25 protein-coding genes and 1 riboswitch are annotated in these 23,811 nt (G+C 36.7%); of the genes, 9 read left to right on the plus strand and 16 right to left on the minus strand.

Annotation, left to right across the window (positions count from 1 at the left end):
- Nucleotides 1–102: 102 nt before the first annotated feature.
- The 6 genes from ACFVR1_RS10105 to ACFVR1_RS10130 all read right to left on the minus strand — a co-directional run bounded on the left by ACFVR1_RS10105 (nucleotide 103) and on the right by ACFVR1_RS10130 (nucleotide 5,954).
- A complete protein-coding gene (locus ACFVR1_RS10105) occupies nucleotides 103–1,566 on the minus strand; it encodes a M1 family metallopeptidase (RefSeq protein WP_387583695.1) in 1,464 nt (487 codons plus the stop codon).
- Between the two features lie 269 nt (nucleotides 1,567–1,835).
- Nucleotides 1,836–2,345 carry a P-loop NTPase family protein gene (locus ACFVR1_RS10110; RefSeq protein WP_387583697.1) on the minus strand — a complete coding sequence of 170 codons (510 nt, stop codon included), beginning with the start codon at nucleotides 2,343–2,345 and terminating at the stop codon, nucleotides 1,836–1,838.
- A gap of 3 nt (nucleotides 2,346–2,348) precedes the next feature.
- The gene (locus ACFVR1_RS10115) at nucleotides 2,349–2,813 is read right to left on the minus strand and encodes a DinB family protein (protein ID WP_387583700.1); all 465 of its coding nucleotides are present in this window, start codon (nucleotides 2,811–2,813) and stop codon (nucleotides 2,349–2,351) included.
- Nucleotides 2,814–2,829: 16 nt separating this feature from the next.
- Entirely contained in the window at nucleotides 2,830–2,958 is a 129-nt protein-coding gene (locus ACFVR1_RS10120; RefSeq protein ID WP_387583702.1) for a hypothetical protein, read from the minus strand.
- 50 nt (nucleotides 2,959–3,008) lie between these two features.
- Nucleotides 3,009–5,120 (minus strand): histidine kinase dimerization/phospho-acceptor domain-containing protein, encoded by a 2,112-nt coding sequence (locus ACFVR1_RS10125; protein ID WP_387583705.1) that lies wholly within the window; start codon nucleotides 5,118–5,120, stop codon nucleotides 3,009–3,011.
- A gap of 141 nt (nucleotides 5,121–5,261) precedes the next feature.
- Complete coding sequence (locus ACFVR1_RS10130) at nucleotides 5,262–5,954, minus strand: response regulator transcription factor (RefSeq protein WP_387583707.1); 693 nt, start codon at nucleotides 5,952–5,954, stop codon at nucleotides 5,262–5,264.
- A 438-nt stretch (nucleotides 5,955–6,392) separates the two neighbouring features.
- Here ACFVR1_RS10130 and ACFVR1_RS10135 point away from each other — a divergent pair, with 438 nt between their 5' ends.
- A complete protein-coding gene (locus ACFVR1_RS10135; protein ID WP_387583710.1) occupies nucleotides 6,393–7,088 on the plus strand; it encodes a BsuPI-related putative proteinase inhibitor in 696 nt (231 codons plus the stop codon).
- 250 nt (nucleotides 7,089–7,338) lie between these two features.
- On the opposite strand, the gene yhfH is transcribed toward ACFVR1_RS10135, so the two are convergent.
- From yhfH to ACFVR1_RS10155, 4 genes are all read right to left on the minus strand, one after another.
- Complete coding sequence (yhfH, locus tag ACFVR1_RS10140; protein WP_387583712.1) at nucleotides 7,339–7,461, minus strand: protein YhfH; 123 nt, start codon at nucleotides 7,459–7,461, stop codon at nucleotides 7,339–7,341.
- Between the two features lie 12 nt (nucleotides 7,462–7,473).
- Nucleotides 7,474–9,066: a malate synthase A gene (aceB, locus tag ACFVR1_RS10145; protein WP_387583715.1), complete on the minus strand. Its 1,593-nt coding sequence runs from the start codon at nucleotides 9,064–9,066 to the stop codon at nucleotides 7,474–7,476.
- A 19-nt stretch (nucleotides 9,067–9,085) separates the two neighbouring features.
- Complete coding sequence (gene aceA / locus ACFVR1_RS10150; RefSeq protein ID WP_387583717.1) at nucleotides 9,086–10,378, minus strand: isocitrate lyase; 1,293 nt, start codon at nucleotides 10,376–10,378, stop codon at nucleotides 9,086–9,088.
- 220 nt (nucleotides 10,379–10,598) lie between these two features.
- Nucleotides 10,599–11,480: a DMT family transporter gene (locus ACFVR1_RS10155; RefSeq protein ID WP_387583720.1), complete on the minus strand. Its 882-nt coding sequence runs from the start codon at nucleotides 11,478–11,480 to the stop codon at nucleotides 10,599–10,601.
- A 103-nt stretch (nucleotides 11,481–11,583) separates the two neighbouring features.
- On the opposite strand from ACFVR1_RS10155, the gene ACFVR1_RS10160 reads away from it, so the two are divergent.
- The gene (locus tag ACFVR1_RS10160) at nucleotides 11,584–11,814 is read left to right on the plus strand and encodes an excisionase family DNA-binding protein (RefSeq protein WP_387583723.1); all 231 of its coding nucleotides are present in this window, start codon (nucleotides 11,584–11,586) and stop codon (nucleotides 11,812–11,814) included.
- A gap of 49 nt (nucleotides 11,815–11,863) precedes the next feature.
- Here the strand turns inward: ACFVR1_RS10160 and ACFVR1_RS10165 are convergent, their stop codons facing one another.
- Both ACFVR1_RS10165 and ACFVR1_RS10170 read right to left on the minus strand, forming a co-directional pair.
- Nucleotides 11,864–12,850: a homoserine dehydrogenase gene (locus ACFVR1_RS10165; protein WP_387583726.1), complete on the minus strand. Its 987-nt coding sequence runs from the start codon at nucleotides 12,848–12,850 to the stop codon at nucleotides 11,864–11,866.
- A 128-nt stretch (nucleotides 12,851–12,978) separates the two neighbouring features.
- Entirely contained in the window at nucleotides 12,979–14,271 is a 1,293-nt protein-coding gene (locus tag ACFVR1_RS10170) for an O-acetylhomoserine aminocarboxypropyltransferase/cysteine synthase family protein (protein WP_387583728.1), read from the minus strand.
- Nucleotides 14,272–14,388: 117 nt separating this feature from the next.
- Nucleotides 14,389–14,504, minus strand: a riboswitch (SAM riboswitch).
- A gap of 138 nt (nucleotides 14,505–14,642) precedes the next feature.
- Here ACFVR1_RS10170 and ACFVR1_RS10175 point away from each other — a divergent pair.
- Complete coding sequence (locus ACFVR1_RS10175) at nucleotides 14,643–15,293, plus strand: glycerol-3-phosphate acyltransferase (RefSeq protein WP_387583730.1); 651 nt, start codon at nucleotides 14,643–14,645, stop codon at nucleotides 15,291–15,293.
- A 9-nt stretch (nucleotides 15,294–15,302) separates the two neighbouring features.
- On the plus strand, nucleotides 15,303–15,890 hold the full coding sequence (locus ACFVR1_RS10180; RefSeq protein ID WP_387583732.1) for a YdcF family protein: 588 nt from the start codon (nucleotides 15,303–15,305) through the stop codon (nucleotides 15,888–15,890).
- 48 nt (nucleotides 15,891–15,938) lie between these two features.
- On the opposite strand, the gene ACFVR1_RS10185 is transcribed toward ACFVR1_RS10180, so the two are convergent.
- The 4 genes from ACFVR1_RS10185 to ACFVR1_RS10200 all read right to left on the minus strand — a co-directional run bounded on the left by ACFVR1_RS10185 (nucleotide 15,939) and on the right by ACFVR1_RS10200 (nucleotide 18,476).
- The gene (locus tag ACFVR1_RS10185; protein WP_387583735.1) at nucleotides 15,939–16,634 is read right to left on the minus strand and encodes an SGNH/GDSL hydrolase family protein; all 696 of its coding nucleotides are present in this window, start codon (nucleotides 16,632–16,634) and stop codon (nucleotides 15,939–15,941) included.
- Nucleotides 16,635–16,984: 350 nt separating this feature from the next.
- Complete coding sequence (locus tag ACFVR1_RS10190) at nucleotides 16,985–17,344, minus strand: GIY-YIG nuclease family protein (protein ID WP_387583737.1); 360 nt, start codon at nucleotides 17,342–17,344, stop codon at nucleotides 16,985–16,987.
- Between the two features lie 61 nt (nucleotides 17,345–17,405).
- A complete protein-coding gene (locus ACFVR1_RS10195) occupies nucleotides 17,406–17,702 on the minus strand; it encodes a DUF2087 domain-containing protein (protein WP_387583740.1) in 297 nt (98 codons plus the stop codon).
- Between the two features lie 18 nt (nucleotides 17,703–17,720).
- Nucleotides 17,721–18,476: a DUF2087 domain-containing protein gene (locus ACFVR1_RS10200; RefSeq protein WP_387583743.1), complete on the minus strand. Its 756-nt coding sequence runs from the start codon at nucleotides 18,474–18,476 to the stop codon at nucleotides 17,721–17,723.
- A gap of 162 nt (nucleotides 18,477–18,638) precedes the next feature.
- Here ACFVR1_RS10200 and ACFVR1_RS10205 point away from each other — a divergent pair, with 162 nt between their 5' ends.
- The 5 genes from ACFVR1_RS10205 (at nucleotide 18,639) to ACFVR1_RS10225 (ending at nucleotide 23,772) form a co-directional block, all read left to right on the plus strand.
- Nucleotides 18,639–20,336: a M3 family oligoendopeptidase gene (locus tag ACFVR1_RS10205; RefSeq protein WP_387583745.1), complete on the plus strand. Its 1,698-nt coding sequence runs from the start codon at nucleotides 18,639–18,641 to the stop codon at nucleotides 20,334–20,336.
- Nucleotides 20,337–20,355: 19 nt separating this feature from the next.
- Entirely contained in the window at nucleotides 20,356–20,763 is a 408-nt protein-coding gene (locus tag ACFVR1_RS10210) for an RDD family protein (protein ID WP_387583747.1), read from the plus strand.
- 126 nt (nucleotides 20,764–20,889) lie between these two features.
- Nucleotides 20,890–21,543 (plus strand): lysoplasmalogenase, encoded by a 654-nt coding sequence (locus ACFVR1_RS10215; protein WP_387583749.1) that lies wholly within the window; start codon nucleotides 20,890–20,892, stop codon nucleotides 21,541–21,543.
- Between the two features lie 36 nt (nucleotides 21,544–21,579).
- Entirely contained in the window at nucleotides 21,580–22,806 is a 1,227-nt protein-coding gene (gene pepT / locus ACFVR1_RS10220; protein WP_387583751.1) for a peptidase T, read from the plus strand.
- A 12-nt stretch (nucleotides 22,807–22,818) separates the two neighbouring features.
- Nucleotides 22,819–23,772, plus strand: coding sequence for a DMT family transporter (locus tag ACFVR1_RS10225; protein WP_387583753.1), 954 nt, complete (start codon nucleotides 22,819–22,821; stop codon nucleotides 23,770–23,772).
- The last annotated feature ends 39 nt before the right edge of the window (nucleotides 23,773–23,811 follow it).

The following is a 23,811-nucleotide window of genomic DNA, read 5'->3' on the forward strand; positions in this document are numbered from 1 at the left end:
ATAGGATGAATGAAAAAAGAGGATGACCTAATTAAGACTTTAGGTCATCCCCTTTTGTTTCAACATTGTTTGACTTATTAACAAATGAATCTTGAACAGTACTTATTGATTAATTTCTAACCAGCCTTCTAAAAATTCACTATAGTCCTCTAGAAAATAATTATTGAAGAAAACGCTAAAAATATAACTATCTACATATTTAAATTGAAATTGATTAAAATATGCTGATAAAAATTTTAATGCCTCTTCTTGTCCTCCATGCTCTTTAAAGAAGTCCCTTAATAAAATAGGCACTTTCCCGTAAATAGTAGCAACGTAACCATTTCCAAATTCCTCATGAGGAATATTTACAATTTTTTTATTAGACTGATTTGCGGATATACGGAGTGCACGGTCAAATCCAGTTGTCTCGTCCTTATACTTATCAAATAAGTACATAGACGTTAGAAATACAGTTAAACTTTCATCCAACCAGGCGTCATTATAGGGATTATTGGACACCATATAATAAAACCATTGATGTGCAATTTCGTGAACAAGTGTATTTTCGTAATATTGAGGGTTGCTGGGTACTTCGACAACGTTTGGATACTCCATTCCTCCACCTTCAGTATTAGCGATAATATCTAGCTCTTGAGTCGGATTGTCTCCTATATTTTCTTCAAAATAAGCGAAGGCATCACTAGCATCCTTAAGAAATTGTTCAGCAATTGCGGGTTCTTTACTTGGAAAAAATAATCTTAAAGTAGTGTCATTGACTACCAATGTCTTACTTATCCAATCTTTTGGATCTAACAATGCCAAATAAAAATCTTTAATATTATCTCCTTCAATTTTCCCTACTGAAGTCGGCTTTACTTCTCCCTCATTTCCTGAACTAGCAACAATAAATTCTTTTGGGAGATCATAACTCACTACATAACTTCCAAAGCCTGTGTCATACGATTCTCCTTTAGTGTAATAATCATATATATTCCATCCATTTTGGTAGTTGGCTAACATTGGATACCAATGGGCTAAGTAATAATTGTTATCCACTCTAGATAACCTAAAACCATTCTCAGGAAGCTCTAATATATACTCTATTTTTACTTGTGTTGATTTGCCAGGCTTTAAGTAATCATCGAGTTTAATTAAAAGCTTATTTTTTGTTAACTCATATTGTACTTCCTTTCCTGATTTAGTAATTGAAGTGATCGAGACCTCTCCTGCATTTGGTAGAGTATATGGTTTATTTTCTTTCGTTAGTGCATTTGGTATAAAATCGAAACCAATATCATTCCAAGATTCTTTCGACTCATTCTTCACTTTAATTTCTGCACTAATATGAAACTTTTTATCATTATCTAGCTTAACATCAATAACATAAGAACCTTTTGCACCTGGAAGAGTACTCTCTACCATTGAAAACTTGGAGGCTTTTATCTGTTCACTTTTTGTTTTCACTACTTCTGCCGTTCTCTTTTCTTCACTAGGAAGTGCGTATACCAACAAAATTAGAACTCCTACAAACAAAACTAACCCACCATAAATAAATGCCATTTTTAGTTGCTTTTTAATCTTCATGTAATTACACCCCCAAATCTAATTTTACATCCATTTTTGGAAATTTTTAATTCATTGTTACTTATATTCCACATATTCATGAAAATCCCTTTAATGTTTCTGGTGTGAGAGGAATAGATAAAAAGACTGCTCCCGAAATATTTCATTTCAAGTATCAGAAATAGATGAGTTGAAAAAAAGGGGGTGATCATCCTTATGGAGGACGTCCTCTTTTTAATTGCTCTCGCATGCAGTTATTTCTTCACAAAAAAAGAGAATGATCTATGTAATCATCCTCTTTCTATTTGCTGCAACCACTCTTCTACTTCTCTTTCCGTTATTAATCGGTGTACTTTATGATTAAATTTATTAAACTTCATTAGAAATACTGGTTTCATTTGTTCTTCAAAGTATTTATTCCATTTGAACATTCGAAGAAAAATAGTGAATGTCGGTTTATAATTTGCTTTTTCAACTTTAAAAATCTGGCGAATGTATCGTGTAATGATTCGCAGGTTTCTTCTTCTAACAGGAATATCTAGAAAGATAATTTGATCTGCTGCTTGCAATCCAGGATCTGTCCAATCTATATGAACTCCTTCAATTACCCAATCGTTCAGTGCGACTGCATCCTGTAGCAATTGATCGCGCACGTCGATTTCATTACGAATATCTTCTAGGGAATTTCGCTTCCACACGAAATTATCGGTTTCAAAGTGTGGTACTTGAAGCTTTCTAGCGACTTTTCTAGCAAGTGTTGTTTTACCACTTCCTACAGAACCTATAATATAAATTTTCATCATTTACTCTTGAGTAGCACGATTTATTGCATGAATAATTCCAGCATGGATCCCTTCATGCCAAACCATAAATTGCACAATGGCTTCGACAGTATCCATTTGATGAATTTTCCCGATTGCCATTGGTTCTTTTAATGGATTTTGCATATTATTTTCAAGTGCTTCCTTGATTCGTTCAGGCTGTTTTTCTAGCGCACTTATCAGCTCTTCTATTGTTGGGGGTTCTACTTCCCAGCTATCTGGATTTGTTCCAGGAACAAAAAGAGGTGCCCACTCCTGATGCACAATGTCATAAGAAGGAATTGCTCGCTTTGTAAGTGATTCCATTGTTGCAAACACATGCCCTATGTTCCACCGAATTGTATTATTGAACCCACTTGGCTTTATATCATAAGCGGCTTCATTGCTCTGTTTAACTTTCCCTAATGTATAAATTCGTGCGAAGTTTAATTGATTTAAAGTTTCCATTATATACATCTCCTTTTTATGTTCTTCCAACTATTTTATTCTTTATTCCAACTATACCATGAAAAATTCCAACTAAATGCTCTAAAACTCCAACTAAAGCATTCATTTTTCCAACTAACCCTCTCAAAATTCCAACTAAACTCATTTTCTCCCAAATTAAAAGCGAGAAACCCTAGGACAGGTTTCCCGCTTTTGTTACACTGTAGCTATCTTTACAGTTGCTTTAAATAAATCTCCGTCTACTTCCATTCGTAGACTGCCTCCATGTAAATCCACAATGGATTGTACAATTGCGAGACCAAGACCAGATCCATCTGTATTGCGGGATGTGTCTGCTCGTTTGAATCGTTCTGTTAGTTCGTTGACATCATTGCCTAGTTCATACTTCGCTATATTTTTAATAACGAAAACAGCTTCCCCGTCCACTTGATCTAAATTGATATACACTCGAGTGTTTGGGAGTGCATATTTCAATGTGTTGATGATTAAGTTGTCTAGCACTCGCCACCACTTTTGTCCGTCTACATAAGACATAATTGGTTTTGTACCGATTGTCACACGGTATTCAAGTCCTGATTTATCAATCTCCTCTTGGTGCTCTGCAATTGCTTGCTGTAGTAATTGCGTTAAATCCACTTTACGTTTATCCAGTTCCATATTGCCTGAAGCCATTTTGGAAACTTCAAATAAGTCTTCAATCAATGTTTTCAAACGCATTGACTTTTTATCTAAAATCGAAATGTAGGATGCTCGCTCTTCATCCGTAATACTTGGATTTTTCAATAAATCGGTATACGTTATGATCGATGTTAGTGGTGTGCGTAAATCATGACTGACATTTGTGATTAGTTCAGTTTTCAATCTCTCACTTTTTGCTTGTTCGGTATGAGAAGATTTTATTCGGTCACGAAGCTTATTTAAACTTGCTGCATGATCTGCAATCGGTGACTTTCCTTTTACGTCCACTTCATTTCCAATAAACCCTCTAGCCATTTCTTCCGTTTTTACGATGATTCGGTTTAGGTAGGACATTCTTGATAATAAAACAATAAGCACTGGAATGCCTATTAATAAAGTTGCCGGAATCCAAACAAGTATAATTGCTGGTTGCAAAAATACGAGCATTGTTCCGAATCCCCAGAAGAACACAACAATTAGCATGATTAACGTTTGAACACCGATGGAACGCTTTAAGAAAAATCCTTTCAGGGATTTTCCCCAGCTATATATCAAGCTCTGTTTCCAATTAATCTTTCCAAAACCAGATCGGAGCCATCTCCATTGATACAATGTGAAACCTGTAAAAAGAATTGCGAAAAGACTTGTGAAGATTGGAAGGTCCCATCCTTTATAGTAAAAAATATTCCCTATTAATTCTTTTGTAGCCGTAATAGCTACAAAAATACTTACGAAAAACAAAACTACACGAACATCTATCGGCAAGCTACTATACTTTTGTTCCCAATCCTCCTGTTGAAATTTCTCGCTACTTTTTCTCCATAGTAAAACAAAAGCGATAGCAGCAAAAATACCAGCTATTAGTACTCCATAAAAAATTCGTTGATTCGTTAAAAAATATTTGTATTGATAAGCCCTGTGTCCACTTAAAATACTATCGTTTGAAATTGCAACTGTTCCTTCAAAACGCGCCCATTGATTCCCCATTAGTTCTTGAACATCCCAAAAGTTATCAACATTTTCATACGTAATTCTTTCTTTTAAATAACCATATTTACTTGAGTACTCTTTATGAAATGCATTTTTTGAAGTTGTATCACCACTTGTATATCGCTCGCCTGTTTCCACATTTTTTAGGTCATAGTTAAAGTCATCATTGTCATTCAAGAAGTCATTTTTAGCTCTATCGATTGATTTATAATAAACGTCAACTTTAGCTTCCTTTTCTAATCGAATCTTTTTTTCTACATAACTATCATCATGAAAATTCTTCGTGATATCCTCTATTTTTTTATTACGCTCAGCAATCGATGCCTCATCGGTACTATTTTCATATTGTGATCTGATAGAATTTAATTGTTCATCCAAATTTCCATATCGATTTCGATATTCCTCAATCTCATCAGCTGTCACTGTTATATTTTTCTTTACCGCCTCTTTATCTGGAACCGCTATAACTAGAAGAACTATAGATCTTTCAAATTGGGATAACTCCGCTTGAAAATCGTTACTATTAAAGTAACTCGTACCTATAAAATTGCGGCTCTTATCTGTCAGAGTAAAAAGTGCAAACATCGTTATAACCGCTAATATGCTAAGTAAAACATTTTTACCTATAGATTGCTTCATCCTGCAACTCCCCCTTTCATATTTCGAATGATTTGAATAAAGTTTTGGCTAATTTCAACAACCGGTATCAAATTGACTATGCAATAAGACAAACAAATCACGCCACAAATAATTGCAAATAAAGACAAATAGACACTCCACTTACTTGTCGATTTTATAGCCAACGCCCCACACCACCTTCAAGTATCTTGGATTTTTCGGATCCGCTTCAATTTTTTCGCGTATTTTTCGAATATGGACTGCTACTATGTTTTCTGCGTTATAAGCGGGTTCATTCCAAACGCGCTCATATATTTCATTGATAGAAAAAACCCGTCCAGCATTATTCATAAGTAGTTCTGTAATTTTAAATTCAATTGGCGTCAGTTTAACACTTTCACCTTCAACCGTAAGTTCTTTAGCTTCTTGATTTAATGTCAGTCCGTCAACTTCTATAACAGGTTGCTGTCCTTGGTATGTCCCTAATTTCGTGTAGCGTCTAAGCTGTGATTTTACACGTGCTACCAGCTCCATTGGATGGAAAGGTTTCGTTACATAATCATCTGCTCCAACGGATAATCCATGAATTTTATCCGAATCCTCCGCCTTTGCACTCAGCATAATAATAGGAATATTTTTTTGCTCTCTTATTTTAAATGTCGCCGCAATCCCGTCCATTTTCGGCATCATAATATCTAGAATAATGACGTGGACTTCATTTTCTTCTATTAATCGCAATGCTTCTAATCCGTCTGCAGCTTTTAGAACGTTATATCCTTCATTTTTCAAGTAAATTTCAATACCATCTCGAATATCTTGGTCATCGTCCGTTACTAATACCGTAAACTGTGTCATATTCTTACCTCCTTTATCTGCTCGATGAGTGTTCCCTCATATTTCTTATGTTTCTTATTGTACCCCTCATTTCTTAACATTCCAGCAGGATAAATATGAAGAATTTCTTAAGAAAATCGTTTTTTCAATTTCATAATTAAAACTTAGATCATAAGAAACGAACAATATTAAAGTTAAATGTGAGAATTTATATAATATACTCTTCCAAAATTAGCATGATTTCCGCTTTCCGCGGGGTGAGCGATGAGCCATCACCGTTGGAGTCGCCGCCTGTCGCTCCAAACAATAAAATAACTATTATTCGTGTTTTAATAATTTAATGCAATTTATGAGATTAACTCAAATAAATAGATAAGGGAGAGCAAGTCAAAAATAGCTACCTCTAGTGTAACTTTTTATCCAAATAATGGTCTAATACTTAAACAGGAGGTGCAATACATGAGAAAAGCAAAAAGAGTTGCCTGGATTTTACTACTATGTACTCCGCTAATCGTGTTGGCAAGCTGTGGAACAACTAATGTTGGCACTACAACGGGGAGCGAAGGGAAAAATGAAAGTATAACAACTAGACTTGACCTAACAGCAGATGGAGAAGGATCTTTTATTATAAAAAATGAATCAAAAAAGGAAACTATTCTGACCTCGTCGAGTGGACAGCAAATTGAGTTTCAACTATTGAATGAAGCGAAAGAAATAATGTACACATATTCAGCAAACAAAATGTTTATGCAGGGTATAGTGGAGAAGAGTCTACAACCAGGGGAAGAGTGGATTATTCCGCTAAATCTCCAAACAGAACTTGCAGGGGTACCAGCTGGAACTTATAAATTGGTCGTTTGGTCAACGGCAAACGGACTTAATGACCTTAAAATTGAGACCACTTATAAATGGGCTGGGGCTACTACTGAAGCACCTAAAAAACTTGTTGTGGAAAATCAAGAAGTTATCTATATCGGACAACAAGATCTTCATTCCATCGAAGTAGAAAATCTTGAGGGCACAACAGAAGCAATCCGACTATCCGAAGTGGCAATCCCTTTCTTTGAAGGGTTAGAGAAAGGAAAACATATTATTGTAGAATATGTAGTAGAAAATGAACAAAAAGTTATTCAATCTGCACGGATTGTGGAATAAAATGCTACAAAAAAGAATCGCAAAGGGTATCAGGCTCCGAGTTTAAAAGGAATCTGATACCCATCTTTTTTTCTGAAACAAAATGCATGTTTATGTAACTAAGTAGTATTTGCACCTAAAACGGAAATCCGCGATATTACTTAATTCTTTAAAGTACTATGAACACTGGTTTCTCAGTACGGTAATCCATATGCTTTCTTATCTAAGCCCCATCCCTCCCTAGAAGGACAGGGCTTTCATCGAATCTGGTTTATTCCTCGTTCCTACCAATACAACGCTCACATTCGTAAAGGGATGACTCTACTTGCTCATCAATAACACAACCGCATTCACGACAATGTTTCGTGTTTACTTCTTGAGTAGTTGTTTTCATGCAAATCACCTCCTATAGTTTTTCGTAGCCCGGCAAGGTTAGAAATTCAACAAAATCTTGTTCACTAATTAATGAAAGGAATAACTCAGCCGCTTCATCAAAACGCCCATTGGAATAGTTTTCGCTTCTGAAAGTTCCTTTCAATTTATCTAGTTCTTCCTGCAATATTTCTCGTACTAGCTCCTCGGTAATTTTACGACCATCTTCTAGCTTTCCTTCTGGATGACGAATCCACTGCCAGACTTGTGTTCTGGAAATTTCAGCAGTCGCAGCATCTTCCATTAAATGATTAATCGGTGCTGCTCCATTTCCACGTAACCAAGAAGAAATATATTGAACACCTACGTTACAGTTTAAACGAAGACCTTCTTCTGTAATGGAACCTTGAGGAACTTCCAATAAATGCTCCGCTTTTACTTGAACGTCTTCTCGTTTACGATGAATCTGGTTTGGAGTAGGCATATGCTCATCAAATTCTCCCAATGCTACGGGTACAAGACCAGGATGAGCAACCCATGTTCCATCGTGGCCGTCTGTCACTTCTCTACGTTTATCTTCTCTAACTTTGGCAAAGGCAGCTTCATTTGCAGCCGCATCCCCTTTAATCGGAATTTGTGCTGCCATTCCCCCAATTGCTGGAGCATTTCTACGGTGACATGTCTGTATACATAGTTGAGTGTACGCTCGCATAAAAGGTGATGTCATTGTTACTTGACTACGATCTGGCAAAATTACATTTGGTTGATTGCGAAGCCGTTTGATGTAGCTAAAAATGTAATCCCAACGACCGCAATTCAAGCCTGCCGAATGATCCTTTAGCTCATATAAAATTTCGTCCATTTCAAACGCAGCCATAATTGTTTCGATTAGAACGGTCGCTTTTATTGTCTTATTTGGAACCGCTAGCTGTTGCTCAGCAAAATGGAAAATGTCATTCCATAACCTTGCTTCAAAACTGCTCTCAAGCTTTGGCAAATAAAAATAAGGACTAGTTCCGCGAGCTAATAATTCCTTCGCATTATGGAAAAAATATAATCCGAAATCAAAGAAGCTTCCAGCAATCGCTTCGCCATCAATGAGCACATTCTTCTCGAGCAAATGGAGGCCCCTTGGACGGATCATCAGTACCGCGGTTTCTTTCTTTAAGTTATATTCTTTTCCGTTTTCTTGCTTAAAAGAAATAGTTTTGCGGACAGCATCTCGCATATTTATTTGTCCTTCAATCATATTTTTCCAAGTTGGTGAAGTTGCATCTTCAAAGCAAGCCATGAATGTTTTCGCGCCAGAGTTTAATGCATTGATGACCATTTTACGATTAACAGGACCTGTAATTTCCACTCGGCGATCTTGTAAGTCTTCAGGAAGAGGAGCAATGGTCCAATCTCCTTCTCGGATTGCTTTTGTTTCTGGAAAAAATTCTAGCGTAATTCCTTTGTCTAGCTGTTGTTGGCGTTGCTCTCGAGTTGCCAGTAATTCTTTTCTTCTTTCATTAAATAAATGATGAATCGAAACTAAAAATTCTAATGCTTCGGTTGTTAATATTTCTCGACTTGCTTCTGTTTCCTTTCCTACTATTTCAACCTTTTTAGCAGTAGTTTGTTCCATTTATCATTAACCTCCTACATTAAGTAAATTGTGCAACTTCTGTAGAGCCTTTCATTGCTATAGTGGATGAGGTTCCACCAGAAATTATTTTAGAAACTTCATCAAAATAGCCTGTTCCTATTTCCCGCTGATGCTTCGTTGCCGTATACCCCTTCGCTTCATTTGCAAATTCTGCTTGTTGAAGCTTTGAGTATGCAGCCATACCGTTCTTTTTATAATCATGAGCCAATTCGAACATGCTGTGGTTTAATGAATGGAATCCAGCAAGTGTGACAAATTGGAATTTATAGCCCATTTTCCCCAACTCTACTTGGTATTTTGCGATTGCTTCTTCATCTAAATTTGCCTTCCAGTTAAAGGACGGGGAACAGTTGTATGCAAGCAATTTTCCAGGAAATTGTGCATGAATTGCATCTGCAAATTGCTTCGCTTCTTCTAAACTTGGATACGATGTTTCACACCAGATTAAATCAGCATAAGGCGCATACGCCAAGCCCCGTGCGACTGCTTGCTCGATCCCCGGCTTCGTTCGAAAAAAACCTTCAGGCGTTCTTTCTCCTGTGAGAAATGCTTGATCTCGAGGGTCGATGTCACTTGTTACCATATCTGCTGCATCAGCATCTGTACGAGCGATTAATACAGTTGGTACACCTGAAACATCTGCTGCTAGACGAGCCGCAACTAAATTACGAATCGCATTTTGTGTAGGAAGAAGCACTTTCCCTCCTAGATGACCACATTTCTTTTCAGAAGCAAGTTGATCTTCTAAGTGAACGCCTGCCGCTCCAGCTTCAATCATCCCCTTCATTAGTTCGAACACGTTTAGTGGGCCTCCGAATCCAGCTTCCGCATCTGCGATAATTGGTGCGAACCAGTCGAAATGCTCTTCTCTTCCTTCTGCTTGGTCGATTTGATCGGCGCGTTGTAGTGCTTGGTTAATACGTTTTACAACTGCCGGTACACTATTTGCCGGGTAAAGGCTTTGATCTGGATACATTTGACCCGCTAGATTTGCGTCTGCTGCTACTTGCCAGCCGCTTAAGTAAATTGCTTGAAGTCCTGCTTTTACTTGTTGTACAGCTTGATTTCCCGTTAGAGCTCCAAGCGAATGAATAAAGTCCTCCGTATGGAGTAAGTTCCATAAACGTACTGCCCCTTTGCGAGCTAATGTATGTTCTATTTGTAATGATCCACGAAGCTTAATCACCTCATCTGGAGAATATGGGCGGTGGACCCCTTTCCAGCGATTTTCTTGACTCCACTCCTTACGCAATTGTTCTGCTTGCAGTTGTCTAGTTACCACATGCAACATCCTTTTCATTTTTTGAATGCAATTGTCTAAAAAACATCAATCAATTATTGTTTTATAACAATTTAATTCATTTAAGTCTAATATATAACAGGTGGTCGTTTTTTGTTTGGGTATTTGGCTAAGTTGCTTGAAAAGAGGTTTTCTAGAATTCAGTTTTGCCTCGGTACAGTCGATTAGAATATAAAAAAAGAGATCTGCCATTTTATCAGCAAATCTCTTTTTAAATCTCGACAATTACTTTATTATTCGATCTACTACCAACTGTCAGAACAACAATACTCCCAAGCAGCAGTATAATCCCTATCCACGACGTCATGCTAAGTACTTCTCCCACGATGAACACTCCTAACAAAGCCGCTGTTGTCGGTTCGGCTAGGGACAAGGTTAACGCTGAAGAAGAAGGAATCTTATGGAGTCCTCTTCCATATAACACATATGCCACACTCGTCGTCGCAAGACCTAAGTAAAAAATGATACTTACATTCCCTGCATTCAGTAACCAGCTAACATCGTACAAAAACCAAAATGGCAACAATAATATAGAACTAACCGAAAAAGTCATTGCTACAACCGGGATTGTTTCTTCCTTTTGTAAAAGGGATTTACTAGAAATCGTGAACATTGCAAATCCAAATCCTGCTACAAGGGAATACATAACGCCGACTGGATTGATTGTAATTTCACCTTTGTTCATAAATAAAAAGATGCACCCTATTAGAGCGAAAGCTGTTGATATTCCCCAAATTCTTGATGGTCGTAATTTCAAAAACACCCACTCGATTAATCCCGAAAATACAGGAGCACTTCCTATTGCAACAACGCTCGCAATTGCCACTCCCGTTAATTTAACGGAAGAAAAAAACAATAGCTGAAACAAGGAAATACAAATAGCCGCATATAATGTTTTTTTCCATGGCCATGTTTTAAATTTAATTTTTTTCAACAGAATCATAATTATTAAAAGTGAGAAACCACCTACTGTAGAACGTCCAGCACTGATAATAAAAGGATGGGCACTATCCGGTAAAAATGTTTGCGCTGTTCCTGTCGTGCCCCATAAAATTGCACCTAGTAATACAAATGTATATGGTAAAACAGACACACTTTCTCACCCCTTCCGGAATTCTTTCATTAACTTTCAATATAGCACATATTGAGATAGTAACAATCGTATCTTATACTAATAATGATAGGAGGCATTTACCTTGTATATGACAGTGGAAGAAACTGCAAATTATTTATCAATGCCTATTGAACAAGTAAAACGGTATATTGCGGAAAAAAAGATTCGTGCTATTTTCGACGGAGAAGACTATTACGTAAATAGCGCTCAATTTGAAACACATATGCAGCAAGTTGAAGAAATAAAACGCCAGATTGACGAGTGGCGAAACACGCCGATTCCAGATGATATTGACGTGAAGGACGAGGACTAATACACAGAAAAAAGGGCTTTCTCCAATTGAGGGGAAAGCTCTTTTCATTTTAGATTGTAATCATAAACCCCGCTCGTTTACCAATAATCTCTGCATAATCTTCTACCATGACACTTGCAGTTGGGTACATACCTGCTCCAGGTCCTACTAATGTTAGTGTGCCGATATAGTTTGTATCTAGAGAGACCGCATTGTTTACTCCTTCGATTGCATATAAAGGATGATCTGGGCCAACTAGTTGGGGACCTACGGATGCGAAGAGCTCTCCGTTTTCATCCTGCTCAATTTCTGCAACATGGCGATAACGTAGCCCTTCTTGTTTCGCTTTCTTTACATCTTCTAATGAAATGCCGTCAATTCCAACTACTCGCACATCATCCCAATTAGGCTGTTTTTTAAATGCAAGCGCACTTAATATCATCAGTTTACGGAATGCGTCTTGACCTGAAATATCATTATATGGATCTGCTTCTGCATAGCCTAGATCCTGTGCTTCTTTTAATGCATCATTGAACTGACATTCATTTAGACGCATTTGCGTCAAAATGTAGTTAGAAGTCCCGTTTAAAATTCCTTGAATTCTTTTCACTGAATTTACTTGAAGTAAGTTTTTCAACGTTTTAATAACAGGGACTCCACCAGCTGTTGTTGCCTCGTATCCAATAAATACACCACGTGATTTTGCTCGTTCATGAAGGGGAATACTGTATTTAGAGAACATCACTTTATTTGCAGTAATGACGTGACATCCTTTGTCGATTGCTTTACATAAATACCCATAGGCTGGTTCTTCGTTCACGATAGCTTCAAATACAACTTGAAGTCCTGGAATATTAATAATATCCTCGAAATCATCTGTTACAAGTACACCAGGTGTTGGGATTCTTTCTTTCGATAAATTATTTACGAGAATGGCACTAATTTCGATATCCAAACCTAGTGATTTTTTTAGGTCTTCTTTTTTTTCATTCACAATGTGATAAATTCCTTGGCCTACTGTTCCGAAACCTAGAATTACTGCTTTTATTTTTGCCATACTTTCTCCTCCAAATGAATCTGCACAATTGAGCTTCCATATTCATAATCTAATAAAATATCGAATCGTATTTTCGACTGGCTATTTTACATATTGTAGACTATCTTTGCCCAATTAACAACAAAATTCTACCTAGAGAGGACATTTGTACTTTGTATAAGTACTTTATCAAGTGCATTTTGCAAATCTTCTACTGCTTCTAGACCTACCGACAAGCGGATTAAGTCCTCTGTAACACCTGATTTCACTAAGTCTTCCGGCGTCAGTTGTTGATGAGTTGTAGACGCAGGATGGATAATTAATGATTTTGCATCACCAACATTTGCTACATGCGACCAAATTTCAATATTGTCAATAATATGTCGGCCTGCTTCTTTGCCGCCTTTCACCCCAAAAGTTAAAATAGATCCAAAACCATTATTTAAGTATTTTTGTGCAAGTTCATAGGATGGGTGATCCTCTAATCCAAGGTAGTTAACCCATTCTACGCCCTCATGATTAGATAGATATTCTGCTATTTTTTGTGCATTTTCATTGTGCTTTGGTACTCGCAAATGAAGTGTTTCTAAACCTTGTAAGAAAGAAAATGCTGCTTCCGGGCTTAAGGAGGGGCCAAAATCACGTAACAGTTGAACACGGAGTTTAATCGCAAACGCTACGTTTGGAACATCAATTCCATATCGTAAGCCATGATAGGTTACGTCTGGTTCTGTGAATCCAGGGAATCTTTCGGAATCCCAATTGAAATTTCCTCCATCTACAACTACTCCCCCGATTGTTGTTCCATGTCCGCCAATCCATTTTGTTGCAGAATGGATGACCACATGTGCACCATGTTTAATCGGGTTTGCACCATACGGGCTTGCAAATGTATTATCCACTAGCAAAGGTACTCCTACCTCATTTGCAATTGCAGAAACTTTCTCTACATCAAGTACATTTAAGCTTGGGTTTCCAATAATTTCAGCAAAGAATCCTTTTGTTTTTTCCGTCACCGCTGTGCGGAAGTTTTCTGGATCTGTTGAGTCAATAAACTTTACAGTAATACCGTAACGCGGCAATGTATGGGCAAACAAATTAAATGTTCCACCGTATAAGTTTTCCGCTGCAATAATTTCGTCGCCGGCTCCAGCAATATTTAAAATGGAAAATGCGATTGCTGCCATTCCAGAAGAAAGCGCAACTGCCGCTGTCCCTCCTTCAAGTAATGCAACTCGTTGTTCAAAGACGTCTACTGTCGGGTTTGTGATTCGTGAATAAATATTGCCTGCTTCCTTCAATGCAAATAGATTTTGAGCATGCTCTGTATCACGGAATACGAAAGAAGTTGTTTTGTGTATCGGCACTGCACGTGAACCTGTAACTGGATCTGGTTGTTGACCACCGTGTAAAAGAAGTGTTTCTGGTTGAAAATTTGTCATTTTGAATTCCTCCTGTAAAGTAGTTTAGATGGACGCTTATGGAGGCGGGAGAGGAGTGTTAGAACAAACAAAACCCCTCTTCGCTTAAGAAGAGGGGTGCAATTTCGCATGTTCCTCCTCTTATCTTCCAAATTCATAACCTGAATTTGTAGGATTTAGCACCTTTCCAAGTTCAGAACTTGTTGGTTGCCGGGCATCGTAGGGCCTAGTCCCTCCGCCACTCTTGATAAGAGTATTAGATTTAGTTTTCCATCTTGTTACACAGTATAAGATTCTAGTAATCAATTAGTCAAGTATTTTAATAAAAAATTCTGAAACTTCTTTATTTCTCAAACGTTACATGTAATAGAGAAATTTTTAGGGGTGTTTTAATGACAATTTGGATTATTTGCGTACTAATTATTAGCTATCTAGTCGGAGCAATTCATGGTTCGAAGGTTGCTCAATTTTTTAGTGGAGTCAATATTAAAAATGAAGGGCTAAAAAACTCTGGTGCTTCTAACGCAGCAATCGTTCTTGGAATGAAATATGGTATTTTAGTTGCACTAATTGACATTTTGAAAGGGGTAATCGTAATTATCGGTACCCGCTATTTCATGCAGCACTTTGCTTTATTCTCCGATGTTGAACAGGACTTATTAATTTATATAGCGGGAGCTGCTGTTATCTTAGGTCATAACTTCCCCATTTACACTCAGTTTAAAGGTGGAAAAGGAACCGCTTCTATCATTGGCATATTATTTGCTATTTATTGGCCTGTTGGACTGATTGGACTTTTATTATTAGTAGGTACGACTTTTTTAACGGATTATTTATTGATCGGTGTATTTGTTTTTTATTTTGTATTTGTGGGTGGGACTATTTGGTTTTCAGAAGGGTATGCCCCTATTGCAATTGCTTGTTTTTTATTCATCATGGCACTTGTTTTGCATATCGAAAATTTTCGCCGTTTAGCATCTAAAGAAGAACCAAGAATTTCAGCATTTTTAAGGAGAAAGAAGCCCTCTATTGGAATGAAATGAGTGAATTGAATGAAGAAAAAAATGAGGTGGATTGTGCTTATTCCTCTATTTGTCATTGCTTCTGGAGGATTTGGTGTGTGGATGCTTACGAGTAAATGGCTAGCGGAGGGACTTGAACCTAAAGCAGATGGAACCAATGAGTATGCAATCGTGCTTGGTGCAAAAGTAAAAAAAGGAAATATCCCTTCCCTTGCATTACGGTATCGGTTAGATTCAGCGCTAAAATATGCTACAGAGAATCCACATGTGAAGCTTGTGTTATCTGGTGGACAAGGACAGGATGAAGATATTGAAGAAGCCGTCTTTATGAAAAATTTTCTCTTGGAACAAGGGATTGCGGATAAACGTCTCATCGTAGAAAATCGGTCTACCTCTACTTATGAAAACTTGCTATTTTCTCAAGAGTTGCTGCCCGAAAATGTGACGTCCGTGACAATTATTACAAGTGACTATCATCTACATCGAGCGAAAATGCTTGCAAAAAAAATAGACTGGGACGCCGATGTCGTATCAGCAAAAACACCGAAAAGTGTGGAAATGAAATTGCGAATGCGTGAGCGAGCCGCGCTCTTGAAGACTTATATTGTAGGGAAATGACTCCGAATTTGTTCGGAGTCATTTTTTTGTTTGCTTTTTATTAGCACTTTAAGCTGTCTCTTTACCGCTATTTTTAATGTGGTTTATGATTGATGCATAAACGTCTGCTACCATCTGAGCACCATGACTATTTAAATGAATCCCATCTAACGTGAGATTAAGTCCTCTTTTTTTGGATAACTCGTCAATTTTCGTAGCTTTCTTATAGAAGAATACATCCATCATTACCCTCATCGGATTCGTGCTAATATAATCGGAACTGTTGACATCGGCTAGACGCTTTTCAAAAAAGGTTTGCATATTTAGAAAATGGACGTTTTCATGATGAGTGGCAACTGATTCTATGATGGTAGACAATTCTTTTATTTCTTTATTAGAAACATTATTTATATCTTCGCCGACAAGTGCTGGCGTAACTACAACTATTTTCTTTGAGGATTCAAGAACTATATTAAAAACACTTTGATAATACTCTTTAAACTCAACATGATCTTTCGCTACTGGCTGTGCTTGAACACTTAGCAATTTAGAGTAGACATCATTCACACCAATCCATAAGAAAGAAAGATCATAGTCTTTTGCAAGCTTAGTCTTCGATAAACGTTTATGCAAACTTTTAACGGTCTCCCCTGGTTTACCTAGATTAACGAATGTATAGTTTGGGAATTTTTCTTCTAAAATATTATAGAATGAAACCCCAGGTCGCCCTTCCGTTAAGCTATCTCCGATTAACGCAACTTTCATTTCAATTCCTCCTTTTATAATTGACTCAAAAAGATAGTTTTCAAATCTAGATTCACTGTATAATCTACCGTCTTCTATTTATAAAAGTGAATTCATTCTTTTACATACTTATTAAGAATAAAAGCTTATCGGGAAATATATTTATAGTTAATTTTACAGAAAATACAAAACATTTTAAATACTGTTCACAATAATGTCATTTAAAATATGGGAGTAGATAGCTCTCGTTAAAACGGGGATTGCTCTCGGATGTAGGTGGAATGCTCTCACATCTGCAGGAGTTACTTTAGGAAAGTAAAGATTTTAATTTGATTAGGAAGAAAAGGCTTCCTTTGAGCATGGAAGCCTTTTTAGTATCGAGAAATTTTAGTATGGTAACCATTCTCCCCATATGGTTGTAGTTGTTCCAACCATTTATCTAATAGTTTTTGTAGTTCTTTCTTCTCGTCTACGTATTGATTTTCTGAGTTTTTTAGTATCTCAACATGTTCAATTTCAAATGCATCTTCACCAAATTGTTTCCACTCCTCTTGGAGTTTTCGATTTGTATGAGTACCTGTTTCTAACGTAAATTTCGTTCCGTTTAATGTTTTGAAGTTACGTGTAGATGCAACGAATTTTTTGCCGTTTTGCTTATTTGTGATGACATAAATTCCACCTTCCACTTTTACTTCTTTATATTCTTGTTTCAATTCTTTTTTACGATCCATTTTTCTCCACCCTCTACTATCGCCTTGGCGAATTTATACTTTATTTCAGGACTAAATGAAGTTAATTTTTCACCCAGTACGCACTACCATCATCTTTTCTGTCTAAAAATCCATACTCAATTAGATAACGTCTTAAAGTGACAAAATCAGCATATAAATCTTTAAGTATTGCATTTATTTCTTTTTCACTATATGTTTTTTCTAATTCAACTCGTTTGATGATTACACTTAGTGTTGCTAATTTTAGCTTTTCTTTTTTCGGAAACTTTATTAGTGGTCCATCAACGCCTCTCGGGAAAAATTTCTTTTCTGCTTCTTCTTGCTCTTCTTTCGTTATTTTGTACCGATCTTCTTTCATTTGTTTTAGTCCTCTACTTTAGTTTTTCACCCAGTACGCACTGCCATCATCTTTTCTATCTAAAAATCCATACTCAATTAAATAGCGTCTTAAAGTGACAAAGTCTGCATATACATTTTTTAGTACTGCATTTATTTCTTTTTCACTGTATGTCTTTTCTAATTCGAATCGTTTGATGATGACACGAAGAGTTGCTAGTTTTTGCTTTTCCTTTTTAGGAAACTTTAGAAGTGGTCCATCGACGCCTTCGGGGAAAAATTTCTTTTCTACGTCTGCCTGCTCATCTTTCGTGATATTGTATCGATCATCTACCATTGTTGCTGTTTTATGGAGAGGTAGGAATGTAGGAGCATGGTCATCTTTTTCCTTCAATAATTCCATCATTGTGAAAAATATTTTAGCTTGTCGCTCTTTTTCCTTTAAGACAAAACGATGATTTCTAATTGTTGAACTGCTGCCGATGTTCAGTTCTGTTTGTATTTCTGCATCACTCTTACCTTCGTAAAATAATCGAAGTAAACTACTTTGATGATCTGTTAATCCTGTAAGTTTTTTATTTAGGCCAATTAGATAATGAAATACAGATCCATGCTCCGTATCGATATGTCGTTTCATATAACGTTCCGCCTCAAATAACCGATTTTCAATAGGGTAAATAATACCTTTTTCAATCGTTTCTCCACATAATAGGCAAACAAAAGATTCACTTCCTTCTATATACCCAACTTTTAATTGTTCTGCATTTGCATTCCAAAATAACTCCGATATTTCCACGCAACAAACACAACCTTTTTTTGTTTACTATTTTATAGACATATTAACCACTCGTCTATTATAAGTCAATTAAAAATTTTAGTTGCAATATATCAGAAAATAATGAACAATTGAATTGATAACGTTTCGAATTACGAAGAAACGAACAGGAGGAGAAACTCATTGGTAACATTTAAAGATTACGAATACAAACGACCAAATTTGGAAGAAGACAAAGTAAAGTTCCATGATGCTTTATCAAAGTTTAAGGAAGCATCTTCAGTAGAAGAGCAAAGTACAGCAATTGAAAAATTGAATGCACTTCGTAATGATTTTTCAACGCAAGCTAATCTGGTTTACATTCGAGCATCTATTGATACGAATGATGAATTTTATCAAAAAGAACGAGATTATTTTGATGAAGTAAGTCCAGAAGTAGAAGAACTCGTTACGGAATATTACAAAGCACTTGTCGCTTCTCCTTTCCGTAAAGAATTAGAAGAAAAATGGGGTAACCAGTTATTTGATCTTGCTGATTTTCAAATAAAAGCCTTTTCTTCTGAAGTAATTTCTCTTATGCAGAAAGAAAATAAATTGGCTTCTGACTATTCTAAGCTTGTTGCTTCCGCACAAGTTGAATTTAATGGGGAAACTTTGACACTTGCCCAACTTGGACCATATGGTGAATCAACTGATCGAGAAGTACGTAAGAAAGCAACAGATGCAAGAGCAGGTTTCTTCCAAGAGCATGAAGCAAAGTTCGATGATATTTATGATCAGCTTGTAAAAGTTCGTCATGAAATTGCAACTAAATTAGGATATAAAAATTTTGTGGAGCTTGGGTATATTCGTATGAATCGTATCGATTACAATGCGGAAATGGTAAAAAAATTTCGTGATCAAGTTCGTGATTTTATCGTTCCTGCTGCTTCAAAATTATACGAGCGACAAGCGAAGCGTATCGGGTTAGATGAACTAAAGTTTTACGATGAATCGCTTAAATTCTTGACTGGAAATGCTACACCACAAGGATCTCCAGAGTGGATTGTGGATAATGGAAAGAAGATGTATGAAGAGCTGTCACCTGAAACCGCAGAATTTTTCCAATTTATGATTGATCGTGATTTGATGGATTTAGTAGCGAAGAAAGGGAAAGAGTCTGGAGGATATTGTACTTTTATTGATAATTACGAATCTCCGTATATTTTCTCTAACTTCAATGGAACTTCAGGAGATATCGATGTGTTAACACATGAAGCAGGTCACGCATTCCAAGTGTTTACGAGCCGCAATATCGGAATTCCTGAGTACATTTGGCCAACGTTCGAATCTTGTGAAATTCACTCGATGAGTATGGAATTTTTCACATGGCCTTGGATGGAATTATTCTTTAAAGAACAAACCGATAAATATAAATTTGCACATTTGAGTAGTGGACTTCTATTCTTGCCTTACGGTGTAGCGGTAGACGAATTCCAACACGTCGTATATGAAAATCCCGAAATGACCCCTGCTGAACGTAAAGCAGCTTGGAAAAAAATCGAAGAAATCTATTTACCTCATCGTGATTATGATGGAAATAGCTACTTAGAGGCGGGTGGCTTCTGGCAACGCCAAGGGCATATTTATTCTAGCCCATTCTATTATATTGACTACACATTAGCGCAAATTTGTGCGTTCCAATTTTGGAAGCGTTCAAGAGAAGATCACGAATCGGCTTGGAAGGATTATTTACACCTTTGCCAGTTAGGCGGCTCAAAATCTTTTACTAAATTAGTAGCTGATGCAAATTTAATTTCTCCATTTGAAGAAGGTTGTGTTGAATCGGTTATTGGTTCAATAGAAGAATATTTAAATAGTGTGGATGACTCTGCTCTCTAATAGAGAATGGAACGGTAACATGTTAAATCCAGCCGGTTTTTGGATTCGATTAGGTGCAAATATTTTGGATGGTCTCATCATCGGAATTCCACTAATGGTTATTAGTTTTATCATTACGGGAGAATTTCCTGAAACTTGGTTGTCAACGGTTTGTGAAAGCATCTATGCATTGATAGTACCTCTTTTATGGTCTGGATATACAATTGGAAAGAAAATAGTCGGCATTCGAATTGTGAAAATAGATGGTTCAAGTATAGACTTCTGGACAATGCTAAAACGAGAAATTATTGGCGGTCTTGTGTATGCACTTACATTTGGAATAGGAACTATCGTTAGTATATGTATGGTTGCCCTACGAGAAGACAACCGAGCAATTCATGATTTTATCGCAGGTACTTATGTAACTTACAATCCTCCTGAATATTGAATTACCCTAGAGCAAGCATCTTCTAGTTCGGATGCTTGTTCTTTTTTTATTTTATATTCGCATATACTATTGCAGGATATTTTCTACCAATAACGAATATAAAGTAAAAGGGGTGTCATTATTTTTATGTGGAACAAGATTATTAGCATTTTTATTGCGGTGATGGCTATTATTTATATTTTCTTCATTCCGGATGACCCAGTAATAACTAAAATAACGTTTAAACTTATTCCAATGCTATTGATAATCTTGTATGCATTGATGCAATCTGCTGGAGAGTCCAAAAAATATAAAATTCTTATTATGACTGGCCTATTTATTTGTATGCTTGCAGATGGTTTGATTTATTGGTTTATTGTTGGCCTTATTACATTTTTAATCGGGCATATTTGGTATATTGTTGCGTTCCGCCATATTAAAACATCAACTATTCCAAAGTGGGCTGCTATTCTTCTTATTTGTTACGGAATTGGGATGGCTTTTTGGATTGCTGGAACTCTTTGGACAAAAGGAGATTTTGTTTTAGCCGCTGCTGTCATTCTATATATTATTGTTATTTTATCAATGGGATGGAATGCATTTCAAACAGCTAATAAATTCGCAATTATTGGTGCCATTTTATTTATGATTTCGGATTCTGTGCTTGCCATTAATCGATTTATTATAGATGTTCCTTTTTCGGATGTCCTTATTATGATTTCCTATTACGGAGCTCAGTTCTTGTTTGCATATAGTATTCATGCTCATTATTCCGCAACTCGAAAGAATCTGTTAAAATAAATGTAGGCTTTTTAATTTGAAAGGGGATTTATTCTCATGAAAGAAACATTAATCGAGCGTTTAACTCGCTATGCAAAAATAGACACACAATCGAATGCTGCAAGTCTTACTTGCCCATCAACAGATGGTCAATGGGATTTACTTCATGTATTAGAAAAAGAACTTGCAGAAATCGGTCTAGAAGAAATTACTTTAGATGAAAATGGTTATTTATTCGCTACTTTGCCTTCTAATACAGATAAGGATATTCCGACAATTGGATTTTTAGCTCATGTCGATACTGCAACTGATTACACTGGGAAAAATGTAAACCCTCAGCGTATTGATAGCTACGATGGTCAAGATATCACACTGAACGAAAACACAGTTATGACTGTGAAGGATTTCCCTGAGCTTAAAAATTACGTTGGTCATACACTTCTTACTACAGATGGTACAACACTATTAGGTGCGGACGATAAAGCTGGAATTGCAATTATTATGACGGCAATGGAATACTTCGTTCAAAATCCAGAAGTGAAACACGGAAAAATACGTGTAGCATTTAATCCTGATGAAGAAATCGGTCGCGGACCACATAAATTCGACGTGGAAAAATTCGGAGCAAAATTTGCTTATACAATGGACGGTGGACCTCTTGGTGAATTGCAATATGAGAGCTTCAATGCAGCAGGTGTTAAAGTTGTAACGAATGGTACGAGTGTGCACCCTGGCTCTGCAAAAGGAAAAATGGTGAACTCTATTACAATTGCTATGAAATTCCAATCACATATGCCAACAGACGAAGTTCCTGAGAAAACAGAGGGTTATGAAGGGTTTATCCATTTGATGAATGTTAATGGGGATGTAGAGAAAACGGAACTTAGCTATATAATCCGCGATCATGACCGCGAAAAATTCGAAGTGAAAAAGCAATTATTCCTGGATACTGCTGAAAAGATCAAAGCAGAATACGGAGAAGGTGCTATTTCTATTGAGTTAAACGATCAATATTACAATATGGGTGAAAAAATTACACCAGTTATGGAAATTGTAGATGTGGCTAGAGATGTTATGGTTTCACTAGATATCGAACCACTTATTATTCCAATTCGTGGTGGTACAGACGGTTCCCAGCTTTCTTTCATGGGTATGCCTACTCCTAACGTATTTACTGGCGGAGAGAACTATCATGGTAAATACGAATACGTATCTGTTGATGTTATGGAGAAAGCAACAAAAGTAGTAAAGGGTATTATCCAATCATTTGAAAAACAAGCTTAAGTAGGTGTTTAAATGCGTGAAATACTTCTTGGTGTTTTAGCCTCTTTATTTTTTGCAGTAACATTCATACTTAATCGTTCAATGGAATTATCGGGAGGAAGCTGGCTTTGGAGCTCTTCCCTCCGTTACTTTTTCATGGTCCCTTTTTTATTAGTCATCGTCTATTATCGAAAAGGGTTATCTACTATGTTTAAGGAATTAAAAACCGCCCCTGTTCCATGGTTAGTTTGGAGCTTCGTCGGTTTTGTGTTATTTTACGCACCGATAACTTTTGCAGCTGGATATGGACCAGGATGGTTAATATCAGGGATGTGGCAATTTACGATTGTTGCGGGTGTTCTCCTTGCACCATTATTCAAGTTGAAAATCGAGAATCGAATTATTAAACAAAGAATTCCTGTTGTATCACTTTTTATATCGCTTGTCATTTTAATAGGAATTATACTAATACAAATTCCAAATACAGAATCAGTAAATATGAGCATGATCCTTTTAGGAATCCTCCCAGTAATCATTGCAGCATTTGCCTATCCACTAGGAAATCGAAAAATGATGGGGCATTTAGAAGGAAGACTAGATACATTTCAGCGCGTTTTAGGCATGACCATTGCATCGATGCCGGCTTGGATATTAATGGCTGTCTATGCCTTTTTCACGGTCGGATTACCTTCGATAGGTCAAGTTTTCCAATCTTTAATTGTTGCTGTCAGTTCCGGAGTAATAGCTACTATTTTATTCTTTATGGCAACAGATCGAGTTCGTGACCATCAGGGTAAACTTGCAGCCGTAGAAGCAACTCAGTCCACTGAAATTATTTTTGTTATTATTGGAGAAATGTTTTTACTCCATGTTCCTTTGCCAGCCCCAACTGCACTCGTTGGCCTTGGAATAATTATTCTAGGAATGTTTTTACATAGCTATTATACGAAAATCTTAAATACGAGAGTTGCTTTGAGGACCAAATAATAATACAAAGTGCAGAGTTTTGTAACTCTGCACTTTTTT

The organism is Psychrobacillus sp. NPDC058041 (assembly GCF_042885655.1).
Lineage (GTDB): Bacteria > Bacillota > Bacilli > Bacillales_A > Planococcaceae > Psychrobacillus.